The organism is Pacificimonas pallii (genome assembly GCF_019204005.1).
GTDB classification, from domain to species: domain Bacteria; phylum Pseudomonadota; class Alphaproteobacteria; order Sphingomonadales; family Sphingomonadaceae; genus Pacificimonas; species Pacificimonas pallii.
In genome coordinates this window covers 709376-725885 of record NZ_JAGSPA010000001.1, presented here as the reverse complement: position 1 = coordinate 725885, position 16510 = coordinate 709376, and the positions used below count along the sequence as shown (strand labels likewise).

At 62.3% G+C, this 16510-nt stretch carries 17 protein-coding genes; 10 read left to right on the top strand and 7 right to left on the bottom strand.

Annotated features, from left to right (window positions below; genetic code table 11):
• Positions 1-4: 4 nt before the first annotated feature.
• The 5 genes from KCG44_RS03420 to hslV all read right to left on the bottom strand — a co-directional run bounded on the left by KCG44_RS03420 (position 5) and on the right by hslV (position 5088).
• On the bottom strand, positions 5-1231 hold the full coding sequence (locus KCG44_RS03420; protein WP_218444211.1) for an ABC transporter permease: 1227 nt from the start codon (positions 1229-1231) through the stop codon (positions 5-7).
• 10 nt (positions 1232-1241) lie between these two features.
• Positions 1242-1931, bottom strand: coding sequence for an ABC transporter ATP-binding protein (locus KCG44_RS03415; RefSeq protein ID WP_255536284.1), 690 nt, complete (start codon positions 1929-1931; stop codon positions 1242-1244).
• 5 nt (positions 1932-1936) lie between these two features.
• Entirely contained in the window at positions 1937-3139 is a 1203-nt protein-coding gene (locus KCG44_RS03410) for an efflux RND transporter periplasmic adaptor subunit (protein ID WP_218444210.1), read from the bottom strand.
• Between the two features lie 66 nt (positions 3140-3205).
• Positions 3206-4534, bottom strand: a complete 1329-nt coding sequence (gene hslU / locus KCG44_RS03405; RefSeq protein ID WP_218444208.1) for an ATP-dependent protease ATPase subunit HslU — start codon at positions 4532-4534, stop codon at positions 3206-3208.
• Positions 4534-5088 (bottom strand): ATP-dependent protease subunit HslV, encoded by a 555-nt coding sequence (gene hslV, locus KCG44_RS03400; protein WP_218444207.1) that lies wholly within the window; start codon positions 5086-5088, stop codon positions 4534-4536. Before hslV ends, hslU begins: the two co-directional genes overlap by 1 nt.
• Positions 5089-5173: 85 nt before the next feature.
• Between hslV and KCG44_RS03395 the strand changes: the two genes are divergently transcribed.
• From KCG44_RS03395 to KCG44_RS03360, 8 genes are all read left to right on the top strand, one after another.
• The gene (locus KCG44_RS03395; RefSeq protein WP_218444206.1) at positions 5174-6454 is read left to right on the top strand and encodes a PQQ-dependent sugar dehydrogenase; all 1281 of its coding nucleotides are present in this window, start codon (positions 5174-5176) and stop codon (positions 6452-6454) included.
• A gap of 83 nt (positions 6455-6537) precedes the next feature.
• Positions 6538-7134 carry an imidazoleglycerol-phosphate dehydratase HisB gene (gene hisB, locus KCG44_RS03390; protein WP_218444205.1) on the top strand — a complete coding sequence of 199 codons (597 nt, stop codon included), beginning with the start codon at positions 6538-6540 and terminating at the stop codon, positions 7132-7134.
• Positions 7135-7159: 25 nt separating this feature from the next.
• Complete coding sequence (hisH, locus tag KCG44_RS03385; RefSeq protein WP_218444203.1) at positions 7160-7816, top strand: imidazole glycerol phosphate synthase subunit HisH; 657 nt, start codon at positions 7160-7162, stop codon at positions 7814-7816.
• 55 nt (positions 7817-7871) lie between these two features.
• Positions 7872-8603 (top strand): 1-(5-phosphoribosyl)-5-[(5-phosphoribosylamino)methylideneamino]imidazole-4-carboxamide isomerase, encoded by a 732-nt coding sequence (gene hisA / locus KCG44_RS03380; protein WP_218444202.1) that lies wholly within the window; start codon positions 7872-7874, stop codon positions 8601-8603.
• Positions 8604-8651: 48 nt separating this feature from the next.
• Complete coding sequence (hisF, locus tag KCG44_RS03375) at positions 8652-9431, top strand: imidazole glycerol phosphate synthase subunit HisF (RefSeq protein WP_218444201.1); 780 nt, start codon at positions 8652-8654, stop codon at positions 9429-9431.
• Positions 9428-9745 carry a phosphoribosyl-ATP diphosphatase gene (locus KCG44_RS03370; RefSeq protein ID WP_218444200.1) on the top strand — a complete coding sequence of 106 codons (318 nt, stop codon included), beginning with the start codon at positions 9428-9430 and terminating at the stop codon, positions 9743-9745. The genes hisF and KCG44_RS03370 overlap by 4 nt, the downstream gene beginning before the upstream one ends.
• Positions 9746-9755: 10 nt before the next feature.
• The gene (locus tag KCG44_RS03365; RefSeq protein ID WP_218444199.1) at positions 9756-10148 is read left to right on the top strand and encodes a histidine triad nucleotide-binding protein; all 393 of its coding nucleotides are present in this window, start codon (positions 9756-9758) and stop codon (positions 10146-10148) included.
• 81 nt (positions 10149-10229) lie between these two features.
• Positions 10230-11696, top strand: a complete 1467-nt coding sequence (locus KCG44_RS03360) for a sodium-dependent transporter (protein ID WP_218444197.1) — start codon at positions 10230-10232, stop codon at positions 11694-11696.
• An 83-nt stretch (positions 11697-11779) separates the two neighbouring features.
• Here KCG44_RS03360 and KCG44_RS03355 read toward each other — a convergent pair whose 3' ends face one another.
• Positions 11780-12760, bottom strand: coding sequence for an adenosine kinase (locus tag KCG44_RS03355; protein ID WP_218444195.1), 981 nt, complete (start codon positions 12758-12760; stop codon positions 11780-11782).
• Between the two features lie 78 nt (positions 12761-12838).
• Complete coding sequence (gene queG / locus KCG44_RS03350; RefSeq protein ID WP_218444194.1) at positions 12839-13897, bottom strand: tRNA epoxyqueuosine(34) reductase QueG; 1059 nt, start codon at positions 13895-13897, stop codon at positions 12839-12841.
• 1 nt (position 13898) lies between these two features.
• Between queG and KCG44_RS03345 the strand changes: the two genes are divergently transcribed.
• Together KCG44_RS03345 and KCG44_RS03340 are read left to right on the top strand one after the other, a co-directional pair.
• Positions 13899-14879 (top strand): ABC transporter ATP-binding protein, encoded by a 981-nt coding sequence (locus tag KCG44_RS03345; RefSeq protein WP_218444192.1) that lies wholly within the window; start codon positions 13899-13901, stop codon positions 14877-14879.
• Positions 14879-16369, top strand: coding sequence for an ABC transporter permease (locus KCG44_RS03340; protein WP_218444190.1), 1491 nt, complete (start codon positions 14879-14881; stop codon positions 16367-16369). The genes KCG44_RS03345 and KCG44_RS03340 overlap by 1 nt, the downstream gene beginning before the upstream one ends.
• Positions 16370-16510: the final 141 nt, after the last annotated feature.

The following is a 16510-nucleotide window of genomic DNA, read 5'->3' as shown; positions in this document are numbered from 1 at the left end:
CGCGCTATTCATGCCGAAGCGCATCGATCGGAATCAGCTTCGCTGCGCGGTTGGCGGGATATAGCCCGAAGCCAAGGCCTACGGCCGCCGAAACGCCGATGGCCAGCGCCACGGTTCCCGCGCCGATGGTGATCGGCCAGTCGGGCAGCACATTGCGCATCGCCAGCGCGCCGCCGCCGCCAATCGCAAGCCCGATCAGACCGCCAATGACGCACAGGACAATGGCCTCGACAAGAAACTGCAGGCGAATGTCCCGCGTGCGCGCGCCGACGGCCATGCGCAAACCGATCTCGCGGGTGCGCTCCGTCACGGAGACGAGCATGATGTTCATAATACCGATACCGCCAACGACCAACGAGATCGCGGCGACCCCGGCAAGGCCGATTTTGAACGCACCGAGGATCGATTCGGCGCTTCTCAGCTGTTCTTCCATGGAAAACGCGGAAAAGCTTGGCAGCTCATCCTCGTCGATGCGGTAGCGGGAGCGGAGCACGTTTTCGACATCCTCTTTCGCGCGGTTCATGTCGCTCCCCTCCTGAAACGCGACGAAGATGACCTGCACGGCGTCGGGCGGTCCCGCAGTCTGTAACCCGCCCGATATCCGGCGCCGCGCGGTGGTCAGCGGCACGACAATCAGGTCGTCCTGATCATTGCCAAGCCCGCCGCCCTTGGCGCCTAGCAGGCCGATCACCATCAGCGGTGTCCCGTTGGCGCGGAATGTCAGGCCGACGGGGTCTACGTCGCCGAAAAGTTCCTCTCGCACTGTATCGCCAATCAGGGCCACCTTCGCACCGCTTCTGGCTTCTGCGACGGTAAAATTGCGCCCCGTGACGATATCCCAATTATTTACCGCCACGAAATCGGGGTCCGCGCCCGCAAGTTGCGTGGAGCGGTTCTGGTTGCCGGCAACCACCTTCACGGACTTGCTAAGTCGTGGGCTGGCGGCCGAAACTTCAGGAATTTCGCGCTGGATGGCATCGGCGTCGCGTTCGGTCAACACGCCGTCCTGCGATGAGCGCCGACCGCCATCACTGTCCGGGATGACGATAATCAGATTGCTACCCAGACTGTTGACCTGGTTAATCACCAGCCCCTGCAGGCCATTACCAAGCGCGACCATCAGGATCACCGCGCTCACGCCGATGATGATACCAAGCGTCGTCAGGATGGAGCGCATCAGGTTCGTGCGCAGCGCGGTCAGCGCGATAATGATATTATCGAAGGTATTCATGGCGCCCGCCTCACCGCCTGTTCCTGACAGGCTCATCGGCAATGACCCGGCCATCGCGGAAATCGATCCGCCGCTCCGCATATGCGGCGATGTCATCTTCATGCGTGACGAGGATGATGGAGATGCCTTTTTCGGACAGACCCTGCAGGATTTTCATGACCTCAACGGATGTCTTTGAATCGAGCGCACCGGTTGGTTCGTCGGCCAGCAGGATCGAGGGGCGCGTGACGAGCGCGCGCGCGATCGCCACGCGCTGCTGTTGCCCGCCCGACAGCTGGTTGGGCATGTTCTGCAACCGGTCGCCAAGTCCGACATCGGCAAGCTGCGCCTCGGCCCGCGCGCGGCGCTCACTGACGGACACGCCCGCATAGATTAGCGGCAAAGCGACATTCTGCGTCGCACTGGTCCGCTTCAACAGGTTGAACTGCTGAAACACGAAGCCAAGCTGGCGATTGCGGACCTCCGCCAGCTCGTCCCGCGATAGGCCGGCAACATCGCGGCCGGCAATCTCTATGCTCCCGCTGGTGGGAACATCGAGGCAGCCGATCATATTCATGAAGGTCGATTTCCCTGACCCCGAGGCCCCCATGATCGCAACGAACTGGCCCTGAGACACGCCAATGGAAACGCCGTCGAGCGCATGCACCGTCTCACCGCCGGTTTCGTAAACCTTCACCAGCTCGTGCGTGCGGACAATCATGTCGCTCAGGACACAGGACTGGCGGCGCGGGTAATCACCTCATCGCCGACGGAAAGGTCATCACTCGTAATCTCGGCGAAATCGACACCGGTCAGCCCCGTCTTCACGGAAACCGGCACCGGTTCGCCATCATCGCCCTTCCGCCAGACGATGGGGCCATCCGGGACCTCGATCTCATCCTCTCCCTCCTTGGGCAAAGGGCGGTATCGAAGAGCCGCAGCGGGTACGCGCAATACGTCTTTCACTTCACCGGTCACGATCTCCACATTTGCGGTCATGCCGGGCAGCAGCTTGCCGTCTTCATTGCCGACCGTCAGCAAAACCAGATAGGTCACGATGTTCTGCTCAACCGTTGGCGATTTGCGGACTTCCTCGACGGCACCGGAAAAAAAATCGCCGGGATACGCATCCACCGAGAACCGGACGGCCTGCCCGACCCGCATCTGGCCGATGTCCGCTTCATCCACGTCCGCCTCGACGCGCATGCGCGACAGGTCCTCCGCGATCTCGAACAGCGTGGCGGTCTGAAACGCGGACACGACCGTCTGCCCCGGATCGATATTGCGCTGAATGATGGTACCATCGATCGGTGCGCGCAATTCGGTCCGGCTGAGGTCGAGGCGTGCGGAATCCAGGGATGCCTGTGCCTGGCGGAGCTGCGCCGCCGCATTGGCAATACCAGCCTCCGCCTGCAGCACCTCGGCCCGCGCGCTGTCGCGCGCGGCCGCCACCTGATCCAGCGATGCCTGGCTTACGAAGCCGCGCCCCTCCAGTGCCTTGCGGCGGTCATATTCGGAAGTTTGCAGGATCAGCTGCGCCCGTGCGCGCCTTCGGGACGCCAGGGCCTGGTCCCGCTGCGATTGCGCAAGCGCGATCTGCGCCTGACCCTGACCAAGTTGCGCCTGCAACCGCGTCGGGTCGATCCGGGCAAGAATCTGGCCTGCACGCACATCATCGTTGAAGTCGACGAAAACGTCGGCGACCTGTCCGGAAACCTCAGCGCCAACCTCTACCGTGCGCCGCGCCCGGACCGTGCCCGATGCTGCGACTGTACGCACGACATCGCCGCGATCAATCAACGCCGTTTCGACAGCAGGGCTTTGCGCTGGACCGCCACCGAAAAGCGCGAAAAGGACGAGAAGCACGCCGACGCCGATCAGACCGGACCACCATGGGTGCGCTTTGATCCAACCGATACTCTTCACCATCCGCGCTTTTCCTCACATGTGTATTGCTCCACTAATACAGATGTGAGGCAATGGCCATCCGCAAAATCACAGGACGTATTTCGACAGGTCCTGATCCTCCACGATCTCGTTCAGCTGTTTGTCCACATAGGCGGCATCGATCTCGATTTTCTCACCGCCCTTTTCGCTCGCGGAAAAGCTGATTTCCTCGACGAGTTTTTCCAATACGGTCTGCAGACGCCGCGCGCCGATATTTTCGACTGACGCGTTCACGTCCGCGGCCAGCTTTGCAATGCGGTCGATGGCGTCGTCGGTGAAGGTCAACTCGACGCCTTCCGTGCCAATCAGCGCACGATATTGCGTGATCAGGCTGGCTTCCGTGTCCTTCAGAATATGGCGAAAATCCTCTCCCGTCAGGCCCTTCAGCTCGACACGGATAGGCAGGCGACCCTGCAACTCTGGCAGCAGGTCCGATGGCTTGGCGACATGAAATGCGCCGGACGCGATGAAGAGAATATGGTCGGTCTTCACCGGCCCATGTTTCGTCGACACCGTGGTACCCTCTATCAGCGGGAGAAGATCGCGCTGCACCCCCTCACGGCTGACCGAGCCGCCGCGTACGTCGCTGACGGCAATCTTGTCGATTTCGTCAAGGAAAACGATGCCTGTTTGCTCGGCGGCCTCAACAGCCTCGCGGGAGATTTCGTCATCGTCGAGGCGTTTGTCCGACTCCTCCGCCAAGAGCACTTCAAAGGCCTGTGCAACGGAAAGTTTCCGTTTCTTCTGCTGCTTTCCCATCTTGCCGAACATGCCGCCAATATCGATCATGCCGACCTGGCCGCCCATGCCGGGCATTTCGAAAGGCATTTGCGGGGCAGCCTCGACGTCGATCTCGATTTTGCGCTCGTTAAGCTCGCCCCTCAGCAGCTTTTCGCGCATCTTTTCGCGCGTACCGCTGGAAGCATCCTTGCCCGCCAGCGCGTCGAGCACGCGTTCCTCGGCGTCCTTCTCCGCATCCGCGCGAACGGCGGTACGCTTCTGCTCGCGGATAAGGCGAATGGCCTCTTCCACCAGATCCCGGACGATCTGCTCGACATCACGGCCGACATAGCCGACCTCGGTGAACTTCGTCGCCTCGATCTTGATAAACGGCGCCTCGGCCAGCTTCGCAAGCCGCCGCGAGATTTCCGTCTTGCCGCACCCGGTGGGGCCGATCATCAGGATATTCTTCGGGTTCACTTCCTCGCGCAGCGTATCGTCCAGCTGCTGCCGCCGCCAGCGATTGCGCAGCGCGACAGCAACAGCGCGCTTTGCTTCATTCTGGCCGACAATATAGCGGTCAAGCTCGGCAACCACGGCGCGCGGGGTTAAACCCTCGATCGCGCGATCAGGGACTGTAAAGTTCTGTTCTGTCATTATTCTGTGGCTTCCAGCTGTTCGATGGTCAGGCTGTCATTGGTGTAGACGCAAATCTCCGCCGCCACCGCCATGGCACGGCGGGCAATATCCTCGGCATCAAGGTCGGTGGCATCCATCAGCGCACGCGCGGCGCTGAGCGCATAATTCCCGCCCGAGCCGATCGCGGTAACATCATGGGTCGGCTCCAGCACATCGCCGGTCCCTGTCAGGACGAGCGTAACGTCCTTGTCGGCGACGATCATCATGGCCTCCAGCTTCCTTAGATAGCGATCGGTGCGCCAGTCTTTCGCAAGTTCGACGGAGGCGCGTTTCAGCTGCCCGGGGTACCGTTCCAGCTTCGTCTCCAGCCGTTCCAGCAGCGTGAAGGCGTCTGCGGTTGCACCCGCAAAGCCGCCAATGACGCTGCCATCGCCAAGTTTGCGCACCTTTTGCGCATTTCCCTTCATAACGGTCTGGCCCAGCGTGACCTGGCCGTCGCCTGCAATCACGACCTTATTGCCGCGCCGGACACCGCAGATCGTCGTACCGTGCATGGATTGGATATCGGACATTCGTGTCTCAATTCATCGTGGATGTTCGACACCGGATATGGGCGTTGCTAGGTCCGTTTCAATTCTGTCCGTCCGGAGTCCGTCAATGCGCCGCCTGATCTGCACCCTGCCCCTGCTGCTCGCGGCCTGCGGCGAATCGGCCAATCTGTCAGTAGCCGAGGGCATGGGGACGGATCCGGAATTGCCCGCGCCCGCCAAGACCCTGTTCCCGACGGTCAACATCGCAGAGCCGGGGGCATGGGCCAAGGGCGAAACGCCAGTTGCCGCACCCGGATTTACGGTAACGGAATATGCCGGCGACTTCGACAGTCCGCGCTGGATGTACCGCCTACCAAATGGCGATGTGCTGGTCGCCGAAACGCGCAAGCCGCCCGAGGATGCATCGGGCGTGATGGCCTGGATCGAAAAAAAGGTGATGGCGAGCGCAGGCGCGGGCGGCCTTCCGGCGAACCGGATTACCTTGCTGCGCGATGCCGACGCCGACGGCACAGTCGACGAGCGTCACGAATTCCTGACAGAGGGCCTCGCCAGCCCCTTTGGCATGGCCCTGGTCGGGGACACATTCTACGTCGCGAACTTCGCCGACGTCCGCGCCTATCCTTACCGCGACGGCACCACGTCCATCACAGGTCCCGGCACAAAGATCGTCGATCTGCCGGTCATTGGCGGGAAGGCTGGTCACTGGACGCGAAATTTGCTGGCCAGTCCCGATGGCCAAAAGCTCTACATTGCCGTGGGAAGCGTTTCCAATGTGATGGAGGCGAATCCGGAGGTGGAAGAGGGCCGCGCGGCCATCCACGAATATGACATCGCCACCGGCAATATGCGTATTTTCGGGAGCGGCCTCAGGAATCCGGTCGGCATGGACTGGAACCCGGGTTCAGGCGAACTTTGGACGGCCGTTAACGAACGCGACATGCTCGGAAGCGACCTTGTGCCTGATTATATGACGAGCGTTAAGGAGGGTGGCTTTTACGGCTGGCCATATAGTTATTTCGGCAGCATCGTCGACGACCGCACCGCCGATCGGCGCCCGGACCTGGTTGAGGCGGCGATCGTTCCCGACTACGCGCTTGGCCCGCATACGGCGAGCCTCGGCCTGGCCTTCACGCCAAATGGCGGCGGCGCCGTGGTGGGCCAGCATGGCTCGTGGAACCGCAAACCGCACTCCGGCTATAAGGTCATCTATATTCCGTTTGATGGCGCTCAGCCGTCCGGACCCGCACAGGACCTGCTGACCGGATTTCTTGTCGGTGATGTCGCCAAAGGCCGCCCGGTCGGCGTCGCCTTTGACCGCACCGGCGCCCTGCTGGTGGCGGATGATGTCGGCAATAAGGTCTGGCGGGTGGCACCGACGGGCCGCTGACCAATAGAGAGCGTTTGCAGAACAAGGGATATGACACGAGCGCGGCGTTTAATTCCTGCGGCAACGCCGCTAAGGGCAGGCGCATGACCCGCACTGCTGAAATCGTCCGCAAGACGAAAGAAACCGATATCCGTCTGTCCGTCGATCTCGACGGCACGGGAACGTATGACATTTCGACGGGAATCGGCTTTTACGATCATATGCTCGAACAGCTGGCGCGGCACGCGCTGATCGATATCCGGCTGGTAACGAAGGGCGACCTTCACATCGATCAGCATCATACAGTCGAGGATACCGCGATTGCGCTTGGCGAGGCGGTGAAGGCGGCGCTCGGCGACAAGGCGGGGATCCGCCGCTATGGTCAGGCCTACGCGCCGATGGACGAAACGCTGACCCGCTGCGTGCTCGACATTTCCGGGCGGCCACATTGCGTTTACAAGGTGGAAATTCCGCAGCTGCGCCTGGGCGAGATGGACACCGAACTGTTTCCGCACGTCTTTGACAGTTTCGCGCAGGCCGCGGCGATAACCCTGCATGTCGAAACGCTATATGGCGGAAATTCACATCACATTATCGAATCGGTGTTTAAGGCATTCGCACGCGCACTGCGGATGGCGGTCGAGATCGACCCGCGGCAACAGGGCGCGATTCCCAGCACGAAAGGCATGCTGGGCGGATAAGGCGTAAAAAATCAGGGATTGGGACATGGCACAGCGAATTGCTGTCATCGACTATGGCGCAGGCAATCTGCGCTCTGTGGCAAAGGCTGTCGAAACCGCGGCAAAGGATTGCGTCGCCGGGGGGCAGGTCGTGATCACTGATTCCGCAAAGGCCGTCAGCGGCGCGGACCGTATCGTGCTGCCGGGCGTCGGTGCCTTTGGTCAGTGCGCAACCGCGCTGCGCTCCGTCCCCGGCATGATCGAGATGCTGGAAGAACGGGTCGTGGGCGGCGGCGCGCCTTTCCTCGGTATCTGCGTTGGCATGCAATTGATGGCGGGCCGCAGCCGGGAGCGCGGCACGCATCAGGGCCTTGGCTGGATCAAGGGCGAGGTCGTGAAGCTGGACCCCGTCGATCCGGGGCTGAAAGTACCGCATATGGGCTGGAGCCAGGTTTCGATGAAGCTTGCCGGGATGCGTCATGACGCCATTGGGCGGCTTGAGGACAATGGCGAGGCGTACTTCGTGCATTCCTACCATTTCGATGTGGATGATCACGCCTGCCTGCTCGCGACCAGTGACTATGGCGAGTCCATCACCTCGATCATTGGCCGCGACAATTTGCTCGGCACCCAGTTCCACCCGGAAAAAAGCCAGCATTACGGACTCGCGTTTCTGCGCGCATTTCTCGACTGGAAACCGTAGATCAGTACGGTAAAGCGCGTATCGTCGTCGCGTATTGTTCTCAAGGAACCCCTCCATGCCGTTCACCATCTATCCCGCCATTGATATCAAGGGCGGTGAGGTCGTGCGCCTTGCCGAGGGGGATATGGACCGCGCGACCGTCTATTCCGACGACCCCGCCGAACAGGCGCGCGCCTTCGGCAAATCAGGCGCGGAATGGCTTCATGTCGTCGACCTGGACGGAGCGACACAGGGCCGCGGAAAGAACGCGGACACCATCGAGCGGATTATCAAGGCGTTTCCCGGACGCGTGCAACTGGGCGGCGGTATCCGCACGCGCGGCAGTATTCGCAACTGGCTGGACCTTGGCGTTGACCGCGTCGTGCTGGGGACCGCGGCGCTAAAAGACCCGGAACTCGTCAAACAGGCTGCGGCGGACCTGCCGGGGCGCATCGTCGTCGCGGTGGACGCGCGCGGCGGTTTCGTGACGACCGAAGGCTGGGCGGAAACGAGTGACATTGCCGTTGTCGATCTGGCCCGGCGCTTTGAGGATGCCGGCGTTGCCGGGCTCCTGTTTACCGATGTCGGCCGCGACGGCCTGCTGACGGGCGTAAATCTTGAGGCGACACGGGAACTTGCAGCGGCGGTTACGCTGCCCGTGATCGCGTCCGGCGGCGTATCGGGGCCGGACGACATTCGCGCCCTGAAAAAAGCCTCTGCAACGACCAACATTACCGGCGTTATCGTCGGCCGCGCGCTTTACGATGGCCGAATGAAACTGGCGCAGGCGCTCAGCATCGCGGGCTAGCGCGATAAGGACTCGACCTTACTGACGGGCCGATTAGGTACGCAGGTCATGGCTGCCATCCGCATCATCCCCTGTCTCGACGTCGCCGAAGGGCGCGTGGTGAAGGGTGTAAATTTCGTGTCGCTGCGCGATGCCGGTGATCCGGTGGAGGCCGCGCGAGCCTATGATGCAGCGGGCGCGGATGAGATCTGCTTTCTCGACATTGGTGCCACGCATGAAAATCGCGGGACGCTGATCGATATCGTCCGGCGCACCGCAGATCAGTGTTTCGTACCGCTGACGGTTGGCGGCGGCGTGCGTGCGCCCGAGGACGCACGGTCGCTATTGCTGGCGGGTGCGGACAAGGTCGCCGTAAACAGCGCCGCCGTACGCGACCCTGATGTGATCGCGCGGCTTGCCGAAGCCTTTGGCACGCAATGCGTGGTCTGCGCCATCGATGCGAAGTCGGTCGGCGATGGCCGCTGGGAAATTTTCACACATGGCGGGCGCAGGGAAACCGGAATCGATGCGGTCGCCTTTGCGCGGACCGCCGTGGAAAAGGGCGCGGGCGAGATCCTGCTGACCTCGATGGACCGTGACGGCACGAAGGACGGCTATGATCTGCGCCTGACCCGAACCATCGCGGACAGCGTACCGGTGCCGGTGATCGCGTCGGGCGGGGTCGGCAATGCGCACCATCTGGTTGAAGGCGTGCGTGAAGGGCATGCGAGCGCCGTCCTGGCGGCCAGCATCTTTCACTTCGGGAAAGTCTCCATTGGCGAGGCCCGTGCCGCCATGGCTGCGGCAGGCATCAAAGTCCGGCGCGGCACCGAGGGGAAGGCTGCATGACCGACATCCTGAACCGGCTCGCGCTGATCGTTGCTGCGCGCGCCGATGCGCCGCCATCGGAAAGCCACACGGCGGCCCTCCTTGCCAAGGGACGTGCGAAGGTCGCCGAGAAAGTCGGTGAAGAGGCAATCGAAACGGTCATTGCCGCCGTGCAGGATGACCGACAGGCCATCATCGGCGAGAGCGCAGATCTGCTGTTCCACCTGAGCGTGCTGTGGCACGATGCGGGGCTGACCCCTGACAATATCGACGCTGAGCTCGCCCGGCGCGAAGGCCTGAGCGGCCTCGCCGAAAAGGCCGCGCGCAAGAGCTGAGGAGAACTTCATGACCCCCGTTTCCGCCACCGGCGACTATGATGACGACAATATCTTTGCAAAAGTCCTGCGCGGCGACATCCCGTCGACGAAGATCTACGAGGATGACTGGGCCTATGCCTTCCCCGACATCAATCCCCAGGCACCGACGCACATATTGGTAATCCCCAAAGGGAAGTACCGCTCATGGGCAGACTTTTCAGCCACAGCGACTGATGCTGAGATCGGCGGTTTTATTCGCGCCGTCGGCACAGTCGCCCGCGATGCGGGCCTTGAGGAGCCCGGTTACCGCCTGCTTGCCAATGCGGGCGAGGATGCGCACCAGATGGTGCCGCATCTGCACGTCCATATCTTTGGCGGCCGGCCAATGGGACCCATGCTGTCGGGCGGCGCAGCGGGTTAATATCCGCAAGGGCAGTCTCCGCTCTTTCCCTCTCCGCAACGGACTGTAAGTAGACCGTCATATCAAGCGTGGGAGCGGATGATGGTAACGGGAGCAGTCGCGGGAATTAGCGGCGACAAATGGTCTGGGCGCGCGGCGTTCATTCTCGCGGCGGTGGGCTCGGCCGTCGGCCTTGGTAATCTCTGGCGTTTTCCATCGGAGGCCGGGACGAATGGCGGCGGTGCGTTCGTCATTTTCTATATTGGCTGCGTCGTTTTGATCGGCCTTCCCGTGCTTCTGTCGGAAACTCTGATCGGACGGCACGGACAGGCATCGGCGCCCCGCAGCGTGCGTGCTGTCGCCCGCGAATCGGGCGCGTCCGAGCACTGGGCGATTCTCGCCACTGTCGGTATGCTCGGCGCCTTCCTGATCATCAGTTTTTACAGCGTTCTTGGCGGCTGGGTGCTGTTTTATATCGGACAGTTCGCCAGCGATTTCGTCGGTTCGCTCGGCAATTTTACCGGCGGCGCCTTCGCGGACAGGACGGCGGAGGATGTGCAGTCCCTGTTGCCGGCTTTGTTTGCGGACAATACCCTGCTGCTCAGCCTGCACGCGGTTTTCATGGCGGTCACCGTCTTTGTCGTGGCGCGCGGCGTGTCGGGCGGTATCGAGGTGGTTGCCACTTGGCTGATGCCCGCCTTTTTCATCCTGTTCCTGGGCATCACCATTTATGGCGCGTTCACCGGCAATTTCGCCGAGGCCGTCACCTTCCTGTTCAGTTTTGACGCATCGAAACTGACGGGAAGCGTCATGCTGTCGGCGCTGGGGCAGGCATTCTTCTCCCTGTCGCTCGGCTCCGCGTTGATGATCACCTATGGCGCCTATGCGGGCCGCGAGGTCAATCTGGCCAAGACGTCGGCGATCATCGCCGCCGCCGACACATTGGTCGCCATTATCGCCGGTCTTGCCATTTTTCCGATCGTGTTCGCAGCGGGCCTTGCTGTCGACGGCGGCCCGACGCTGATGTTCCAGACGCTGCCAACCGGATTCATGTCGATGCCCGCGGGGTCGTTTATCGGCATGCTGTTCTTCGTGATGGTTTTCTTCGCGGCGCTGACCAGTTCGGTCGCGCTGCTGGAGGCACCGACGGTCTGGGCCATCGACAAGTTCGGGTTCAGTCGTCGGCGCACGGCACTGGTCGTCGGTGGCCTCGCCTTTGCCATTGGTATCCTGGCAGCGCTGTCGTTCAACGTGCTGGCAGACTTCAAACCGCTGACCTTTATCCCGATCTTTGAGGGTCAGGGGGTCTTCGACATTCTGGACACGGTCACAGGCAAAATCCTGCTACCGCTCGCGGCGCTGCTGACGGCGATCTTCGCGGGCTGGATTGCGGACCGGAAGCTGATCGATGCCGAAAACGGCATCTCCGGCTGGTTGCACATGCTCTACCGCTTCCTGATCGCGTGGCTGTGCCCGCTGGCGCTAATCGTGATCCTGCTGTTTGGCCTGTTTGGTGATATTGAATGGGAAAATCTCGAAATCTACGTGGTGGTAGTACGGTTTTTTTGATTAGGCTGCGCATTAATATGTTGAGTATTTGATACGGATTGATGCGACCTTCATCGTATCTTTTTGGCTTCTTATCTCAGCGCCTACAGCTTCGCAGCAAGCGCCTTCAGGTCCGCCTCGGGCCGCGCGCCGTAATGTGAAATGACTTCGGCTGCGGCCATCGCACCAAGCCGCGCGCAATCCGTCAGGCTGCGATCCTGCTGCAGCCCGGCGAGGAAACCTGATGCGAACAAATCGCCTGCGCCCGTTGTATCGACGACAGATGCGACCGCTTTGGCGGGCACTTCGATAGTCTCGTCACCTGCGAGAATGACTGAACCCTTGTCGCTGCGCGTGATCGCGGCAATCTGGACCTTGCCGCGCTGCGCATCCAGAGCCGCCGCAAAGTCGTCGGTTTCGTACAGGCTCTTCAACTCGTCCTCATTGGCAAAGATGATATCGACACCGCCGCCCGCAAGCTCGCGAAAACTGTCGCGATGGCGGTCCACGCAAAAACCATCCGACAATGTGAATGCCGTGCGTTTCCCGGCCGCGCGGGACAGGTCGCGGGCACGTTCCATCGCGGGCCGCGCGCTGTCGGAATCCCACAGATATCCCTCCAGATAGAGCAGGTCGGCGGCGGCGGCGGCCTCAAAGTCGACATCCGCCTCGCCAAGATCGACGCTGGTGCCCAGAAACGTGTGCATCGTGCGCTCGCCGTCCGGCGTAACCAGGATCAGGCACCGCGCCGTGGGGGTTCCGGCGCTCGACATCGGTGTGTCGTAAAAAACACCGCCCGCGCGAATATCATGCTGAAACACATTGCCAAGCTGGTCATCGGCAACGCGGCCGACATAGCGCACGCCGACACCCAGAGCGGCGATACCCGCCGCCGTGTTCGCGCCGGACCCACCGGAAATTTCCCGGCCCGGCTGCATCTTGGCATATAACGCTTCGGCCTGCGCCGTGTCGATGAGCGTCATGCTGCCCTTGACCAGATTGTTTGCAGTCAGAAATTCGTCAGTCGCAGGCGCGATCACGTCGACAATGGCGTTGCCGATGCAGGCGATGGGAGCGTGGGGCATGATAAATATCCATTTTTTTGAAGTCCGCGCCCGCCTATTGCGCCCGAGCGGCAAAGTCGAGCGGCGCGGCGCGTTCAGCTAAACCGCCGCCCCGCATTCACCAAGCGCCCAGCGGGCCGCCTCCGCCACGACCGGCGACGCGTCACCGGCCAGCGGGCGGAGCGCCGCTGCCGCCGCCGCGTCACCCTGATTGCCAAGCGCAATGGCGACATTGCGTACGAACCGCTCCCGTCCAATGCGCTTGACCGGCGATCCCGCGAATATGTTGCGGAAGTCCGCGTCATCAAGCTGAGCCAGGTCTGCCAGCCGCGGGCGCGTGAGGGCGGGGCGCGGGGCAAACATCATTTCGCGGCTTCGCTCGGCGAACTTGTTCCAAGGACAGACAGCCAGACAGTCGTCGCAGCCATAAATTCGATTTCCCATCGCACGGCGAAATTCGTGCGGGATCGGTCCCGCATGCTCGATCGTCAGATAGGAAATGCAGCGCCGTGCATCGAGGCGGTAAGGCGTGGGAAAGGCATCGGTCGGACAGGCCGTCTGGCAGGCGCTGCAACTGCCGCATCGATCCGCGTGCGGCGCGTCCACCGCAAGGGACAATGTGGTATAAATCGAGCCCAGAAACAGCCAGGATCCATGCGCCGCCGACACGATGTTCGTATGCTTACCCTGCCAGCCAAGCCCTGCCGCTTCTGCCAGCGGTTTTTCCATCACCGGCGCCGTGTCCACAAAGATCTTCAATTCGCTATCCGGTGCCTGCGCGACGATCCAGCGCGCCACGGCCTTCAGCCGCCGCTTGACGATGTCATGATAATCGCCGCCATGCGCGTAGACCGACAGAACACCGATGTCGGCATTGTCGGCATGGCGCAGCGGGTCGAGTGCGGGCGCATAGCTCATGCCCAGCATGATGACGCTCCGAACGTCAGGCCACAGCGCGCGGGGTGACCGGCGCCGGTCAGCTTTTTCCTCCATCCACAGCATATTGCCGTGCATGCCCTCGTTCAGCCATTGCCTCAGCCGGGCCCCTGCCTGCGGCGCCGCATCCATTGGCGCGACGCCGAAAGCGGAGAAACCCTGCCGCACCGATTCGGCGCGCAGAGCAGGCAATGGATCTGACAAGACTTTATTATCACGCATTATGCCATATGTAGGCGGTGACCGGCCCACAGGAGAAGCAGTTTTGACATACGCCATCGAGGCGCATGGCCTTGCCAAGACATTTGGCGACAAGATGGCTGTCTCCGGCGTGGATCTGAAGGTCCCTGCGGGCAGCATCTATGGCTTCCTGGGGCAGAACGGTGCCGGCAAGACCACGACGCTGCGCATGCTGCTGGGCATCCTGACGCCCGATGCGGGTTACGCGACAATTCTGGGCGACGATTATCCGCTGACCATCGCGGACCGGATCGGCTATCTGCCCGAGGAGCGCGGCCTGTATCCGGCCATGACCGCGCGCGAGACGATCGCGTTCATGGGCGCGCTGCGCGGCCTGCCGCTGAAAGAAGGCCGCGCGCGTGCCGAAGAGCTGCTATCGCGGCACGGCCTTGAAAGTGAAATCAACGCAAAGATCCGCACCTTTTCAAAGGGTATGGCGCAGAAAGTGCAACTGCTCGGCAGTTTCGTGCATGAACCCGATCTCATCATTCTCGACGAGCCATTTTCCGGTCTCGACCCCGTGAATCAAGGCGCCCTCGAAGCGATCATCACGAAGGAGCGTGACCGCGGCGCGACGATCCTTTTTTCGACGCACATCATGTCCCACGCCGAACGGCTGTGCGACGGGCTGGTTATCATCGCCGGGGGCAGGACACGCTTTACCGGCAGCGTTGCGGATGCCCGCTCCGTGCTCCCCGCGCAGGTTGTGGTGAAGACGCGCCTGCCGCTCGACAATGCGATCGGCGATCTGCCCGGCACATTCGCGCGCGATGCCGCGGGCCGGTACCGGTTCCCGCTGCCACCCGAAGGCCTTGACGCGACGCTGAAACGCCTTGCGGCTGCCAATGTCGAGATCATTGAACTGACGACGGAGCGTCCGACGCTGCATGATGCCTTCGTCGCCATGGTGGGCGATCCAGAGGCCAAGGATTTCAATGCCCGTGCAGATGGGGGAGCGCGCTGATGGCTGCCCCATCCTTTCTCGCCGCCGTGACGACCATCGCGCGCCGCGACATTACCGCGACCGTCGTGTCGCGCGGCTTCCTGATCTGGCTCGCCATGCCGATCATCGGGTTGCTTTTCGGCCTCGGCGCAAGCCTTGCGCAGGGCGGCGGCGATGAACGGACGCGGCCGCCAAGCTCCGCCGCCGTTATCGATACGGATGGCGGTTATGCGCCGTGGCTGCTGGAAACCGCGAAACTGTCGCGCACGCGAGAACGCTATGCACAGCTACGCGGCCGCTTCACCCGGGTACGCGGTGACGTGCCCCTGCCTGACGCGCTGTCACGCCCGGCGCGCCTGCTCGATGAGGCGACCCTTCAGGACCTGTCGGACGAAGGGCGCCTGAAGGCCATCGAGGCGGAATTCGAACTGGGTGAGGGCGACGTCATGCAGGCGCTTGGCCTCGCCCCGACGCAACTGGCTTTCACACAGTTGGAGGCTGAGGAAGATCCACGCGCACAGGCAGAACGCCTGCTGCGGCGGGGAAGCACGCGTTTTGGCGCGGTGGTGATCGCGGATGAAGGCCGCGTGTCGGTTCTGCGCAGCGGCGACACCGATGTGGAGCGCGTCTCTTATCTTGCCGGGCGCGCCTGGGAACGCCGGGCACTGACCGAGGCCGGGCTTGCCGAACCGCTTGCCGGGTTGATGTCCGCGCGGCCGCAAATCACCGTTCAGACGATCGAGGAGAAGGCCGCAGATCAGCCTGCCGCCGCGACGGGCAATGGCGGGCCGCTCGCCACTGGCGCGGCCATCGTCCTTTTCACACTGATTTCGCTACTGGCGGGCGCTCTGCTGTCGAACATGGTGGAGGAGAAAGCCAATAAAGTGATCGAGATCCTTGTGGCCTCCGTTCCGATCCCCGCCATATTTGCGGGCAAGCTGATCGCCATGCTGTTCGTATCGCTGCTCGGCGTGACGGTCTGGGGCCTGATGTTCGGCGGCGGCGCAGCCTTCCTTCTGGGCCAGCTTCCCGCGGGCATTTTGCAGGACCCGGCGCGCGGATGGCCGCAATTCATTGCGCTGGTCGGCGCATATTTCGTGACGGCCTACCTGATTTACGGCGCGATTTATCTGGGCATCGGCAGTCTGTGCACATCGATCCGCGAAGTGCAGACCCTCTCGATGCCCGTGACCATCCTGCAGATGGTGATCCTGATCGGCACGCTGGGGGCCATCGACAATCCGGCGGGAACAGGTGCGCTGATCGCCAGCTGGTTCCCGCTCTCCGCCCCTTACATGATGGCCGCGCGCGCGGGCCTGGACGCGGAGCTGATGCCGCACCTGATCGCCATTGCCTGGCAGCTTGTCTTTGCCGGGCTCGTGATTCTGGTCTCTGCGCGGCTCTTCCGTTACGGCGTCCTGCGCTCCGGCCCGCCGCCCAGCGTCATGCACCTTTTCCGGAATTTCAAATTTCGCTCACGCAAGGCGGCTGCGGAGAAGGCCGCGACCTGAACCAGCCCTACCGGTGCCTGCCGCCGATCCCTTCACCCGCGGCGACAAAAAAGGGATCGGCCTCCACGCTCCCATGGCGGCCGTAAGTCGTCCTCGGCACGAAATCGGCGCGCATCGGGTTTTCGATCAGGCGGATGAAAC

Bases quoted from the DNA above. Each gene is read 5' to 3' on its own strand.
- KCG44_RS03365 (WP_218444199.1), top strand. From the start codon at position 9,756: ATGACCCCCGTTTCCGCCACCGGCGACTATGATGACGACAATATCTTT.
- KCG44_RS03370 (WP_218444200.1), top strand. From the start codon at position 9,428: ATGACCGACATCCTGAACCGGCTCGCGCTGATCGTTGCTGCGCGCGCC.
- KCG44_RS03340 (WP_218444190.1), top strand. From the start codon at position 14,879: ATGGCTGCCCCATCCTTTCTCGCCGCCGTGACGACCATCGCGCGCCGC.
- hisH (WP_218444203.1), top strand. From the start codon at position 7,160: ATGGCACAGCGAATTGCTGTCATCGACTATGGCGCAGGCAATCTGCGC.
- KCG44_RS03420 (WP_218444211.1), bottom strand. From the start codon at position 1,231: ATGAATACCTTCGATAATATCATTATCGCGCTGACCGCGCTGCGCACG.
- hisF (WP_218444201.1), top strand. From the start codon at position 8,652: ATGGCTGCCATCCGCATCATCCCCTGTCTCGACGTCGCCGAAGGGCGC.
- hisB (WP_218444205.1), top strand. From the start codon at position 6,538: ATGACCCGCACTGCTGAAATCGTCCGCAAGACGAAAGAAACCGATATC.
- hslU (WP_218444208.1), bottom strand. From the start codon at position 4,534: ATGACAGAACAGAACTTTACAGTCCCTGATCGCGCGATCGAGGGTTTA.
- KCG44_RS03360 (WP_218444197.1), top strand. From the start codon at position 10,230: ATGGTAACGGGAGCAGTCGCGGGAATTAGCGGCGACAAATGGTCTGGG.
- hslV (WP_218444207.1), bottom strand. From the start codon at position 5,088: ATGTCCGATATCCAATCCATGCACGGTACGACGATCTGCGGTGTCCGG.
- hisA (WP_218444202.1), top strand. From the start codon at position 7,872: ATGCCGTTCACCATCTATCCCGCCATTGATATCAAGGGCGGTGAGGTC.
- KCG44_RS03415 (WP_255536284.1), bottom strand. From the start codon at position 1,931: ATGATTGTCCGCACGCACGAGCTGGTGAAGGTTTACGAAACCGGCGGT.
- KCG44_RS03345 (WP_218444192.1), top strand. From the start codon at position 13,899: ATGCCATATGTAGGCGGTGACCGGCCCACAGGAGAAGCAGTTTTGACA.
- KCG44_RS03355 (WP_218444195.1), bottom strand. From the start codon at position 12,760: ATGCCCCACGCTCCCATCGCCTGCATCGGCAACGCCATTGTCGACGTG.
- queG (WP_218444194.1), bottom strand. From the start codon at position 13,897: ATGCGTGATAATAAAGTCTTGTCAGATCCATTGCCTGCTCTGCGCGCC.
- KCG44_RS03395 (WP_218444206.1), top strand. From the start codon at position 5,174: ATGCGCCGCCTGATCTGCACCCTGCCCCTGCTGCTCGCGGCCTGCGGC.
- KCG44_RS03410 (WP_218444210.1), bottom strand. From the start codon at position 3,139: ATGGTGAAGAGTATCGGTTGGATCAAAGCGCACCCATGGTGGTCCGGT.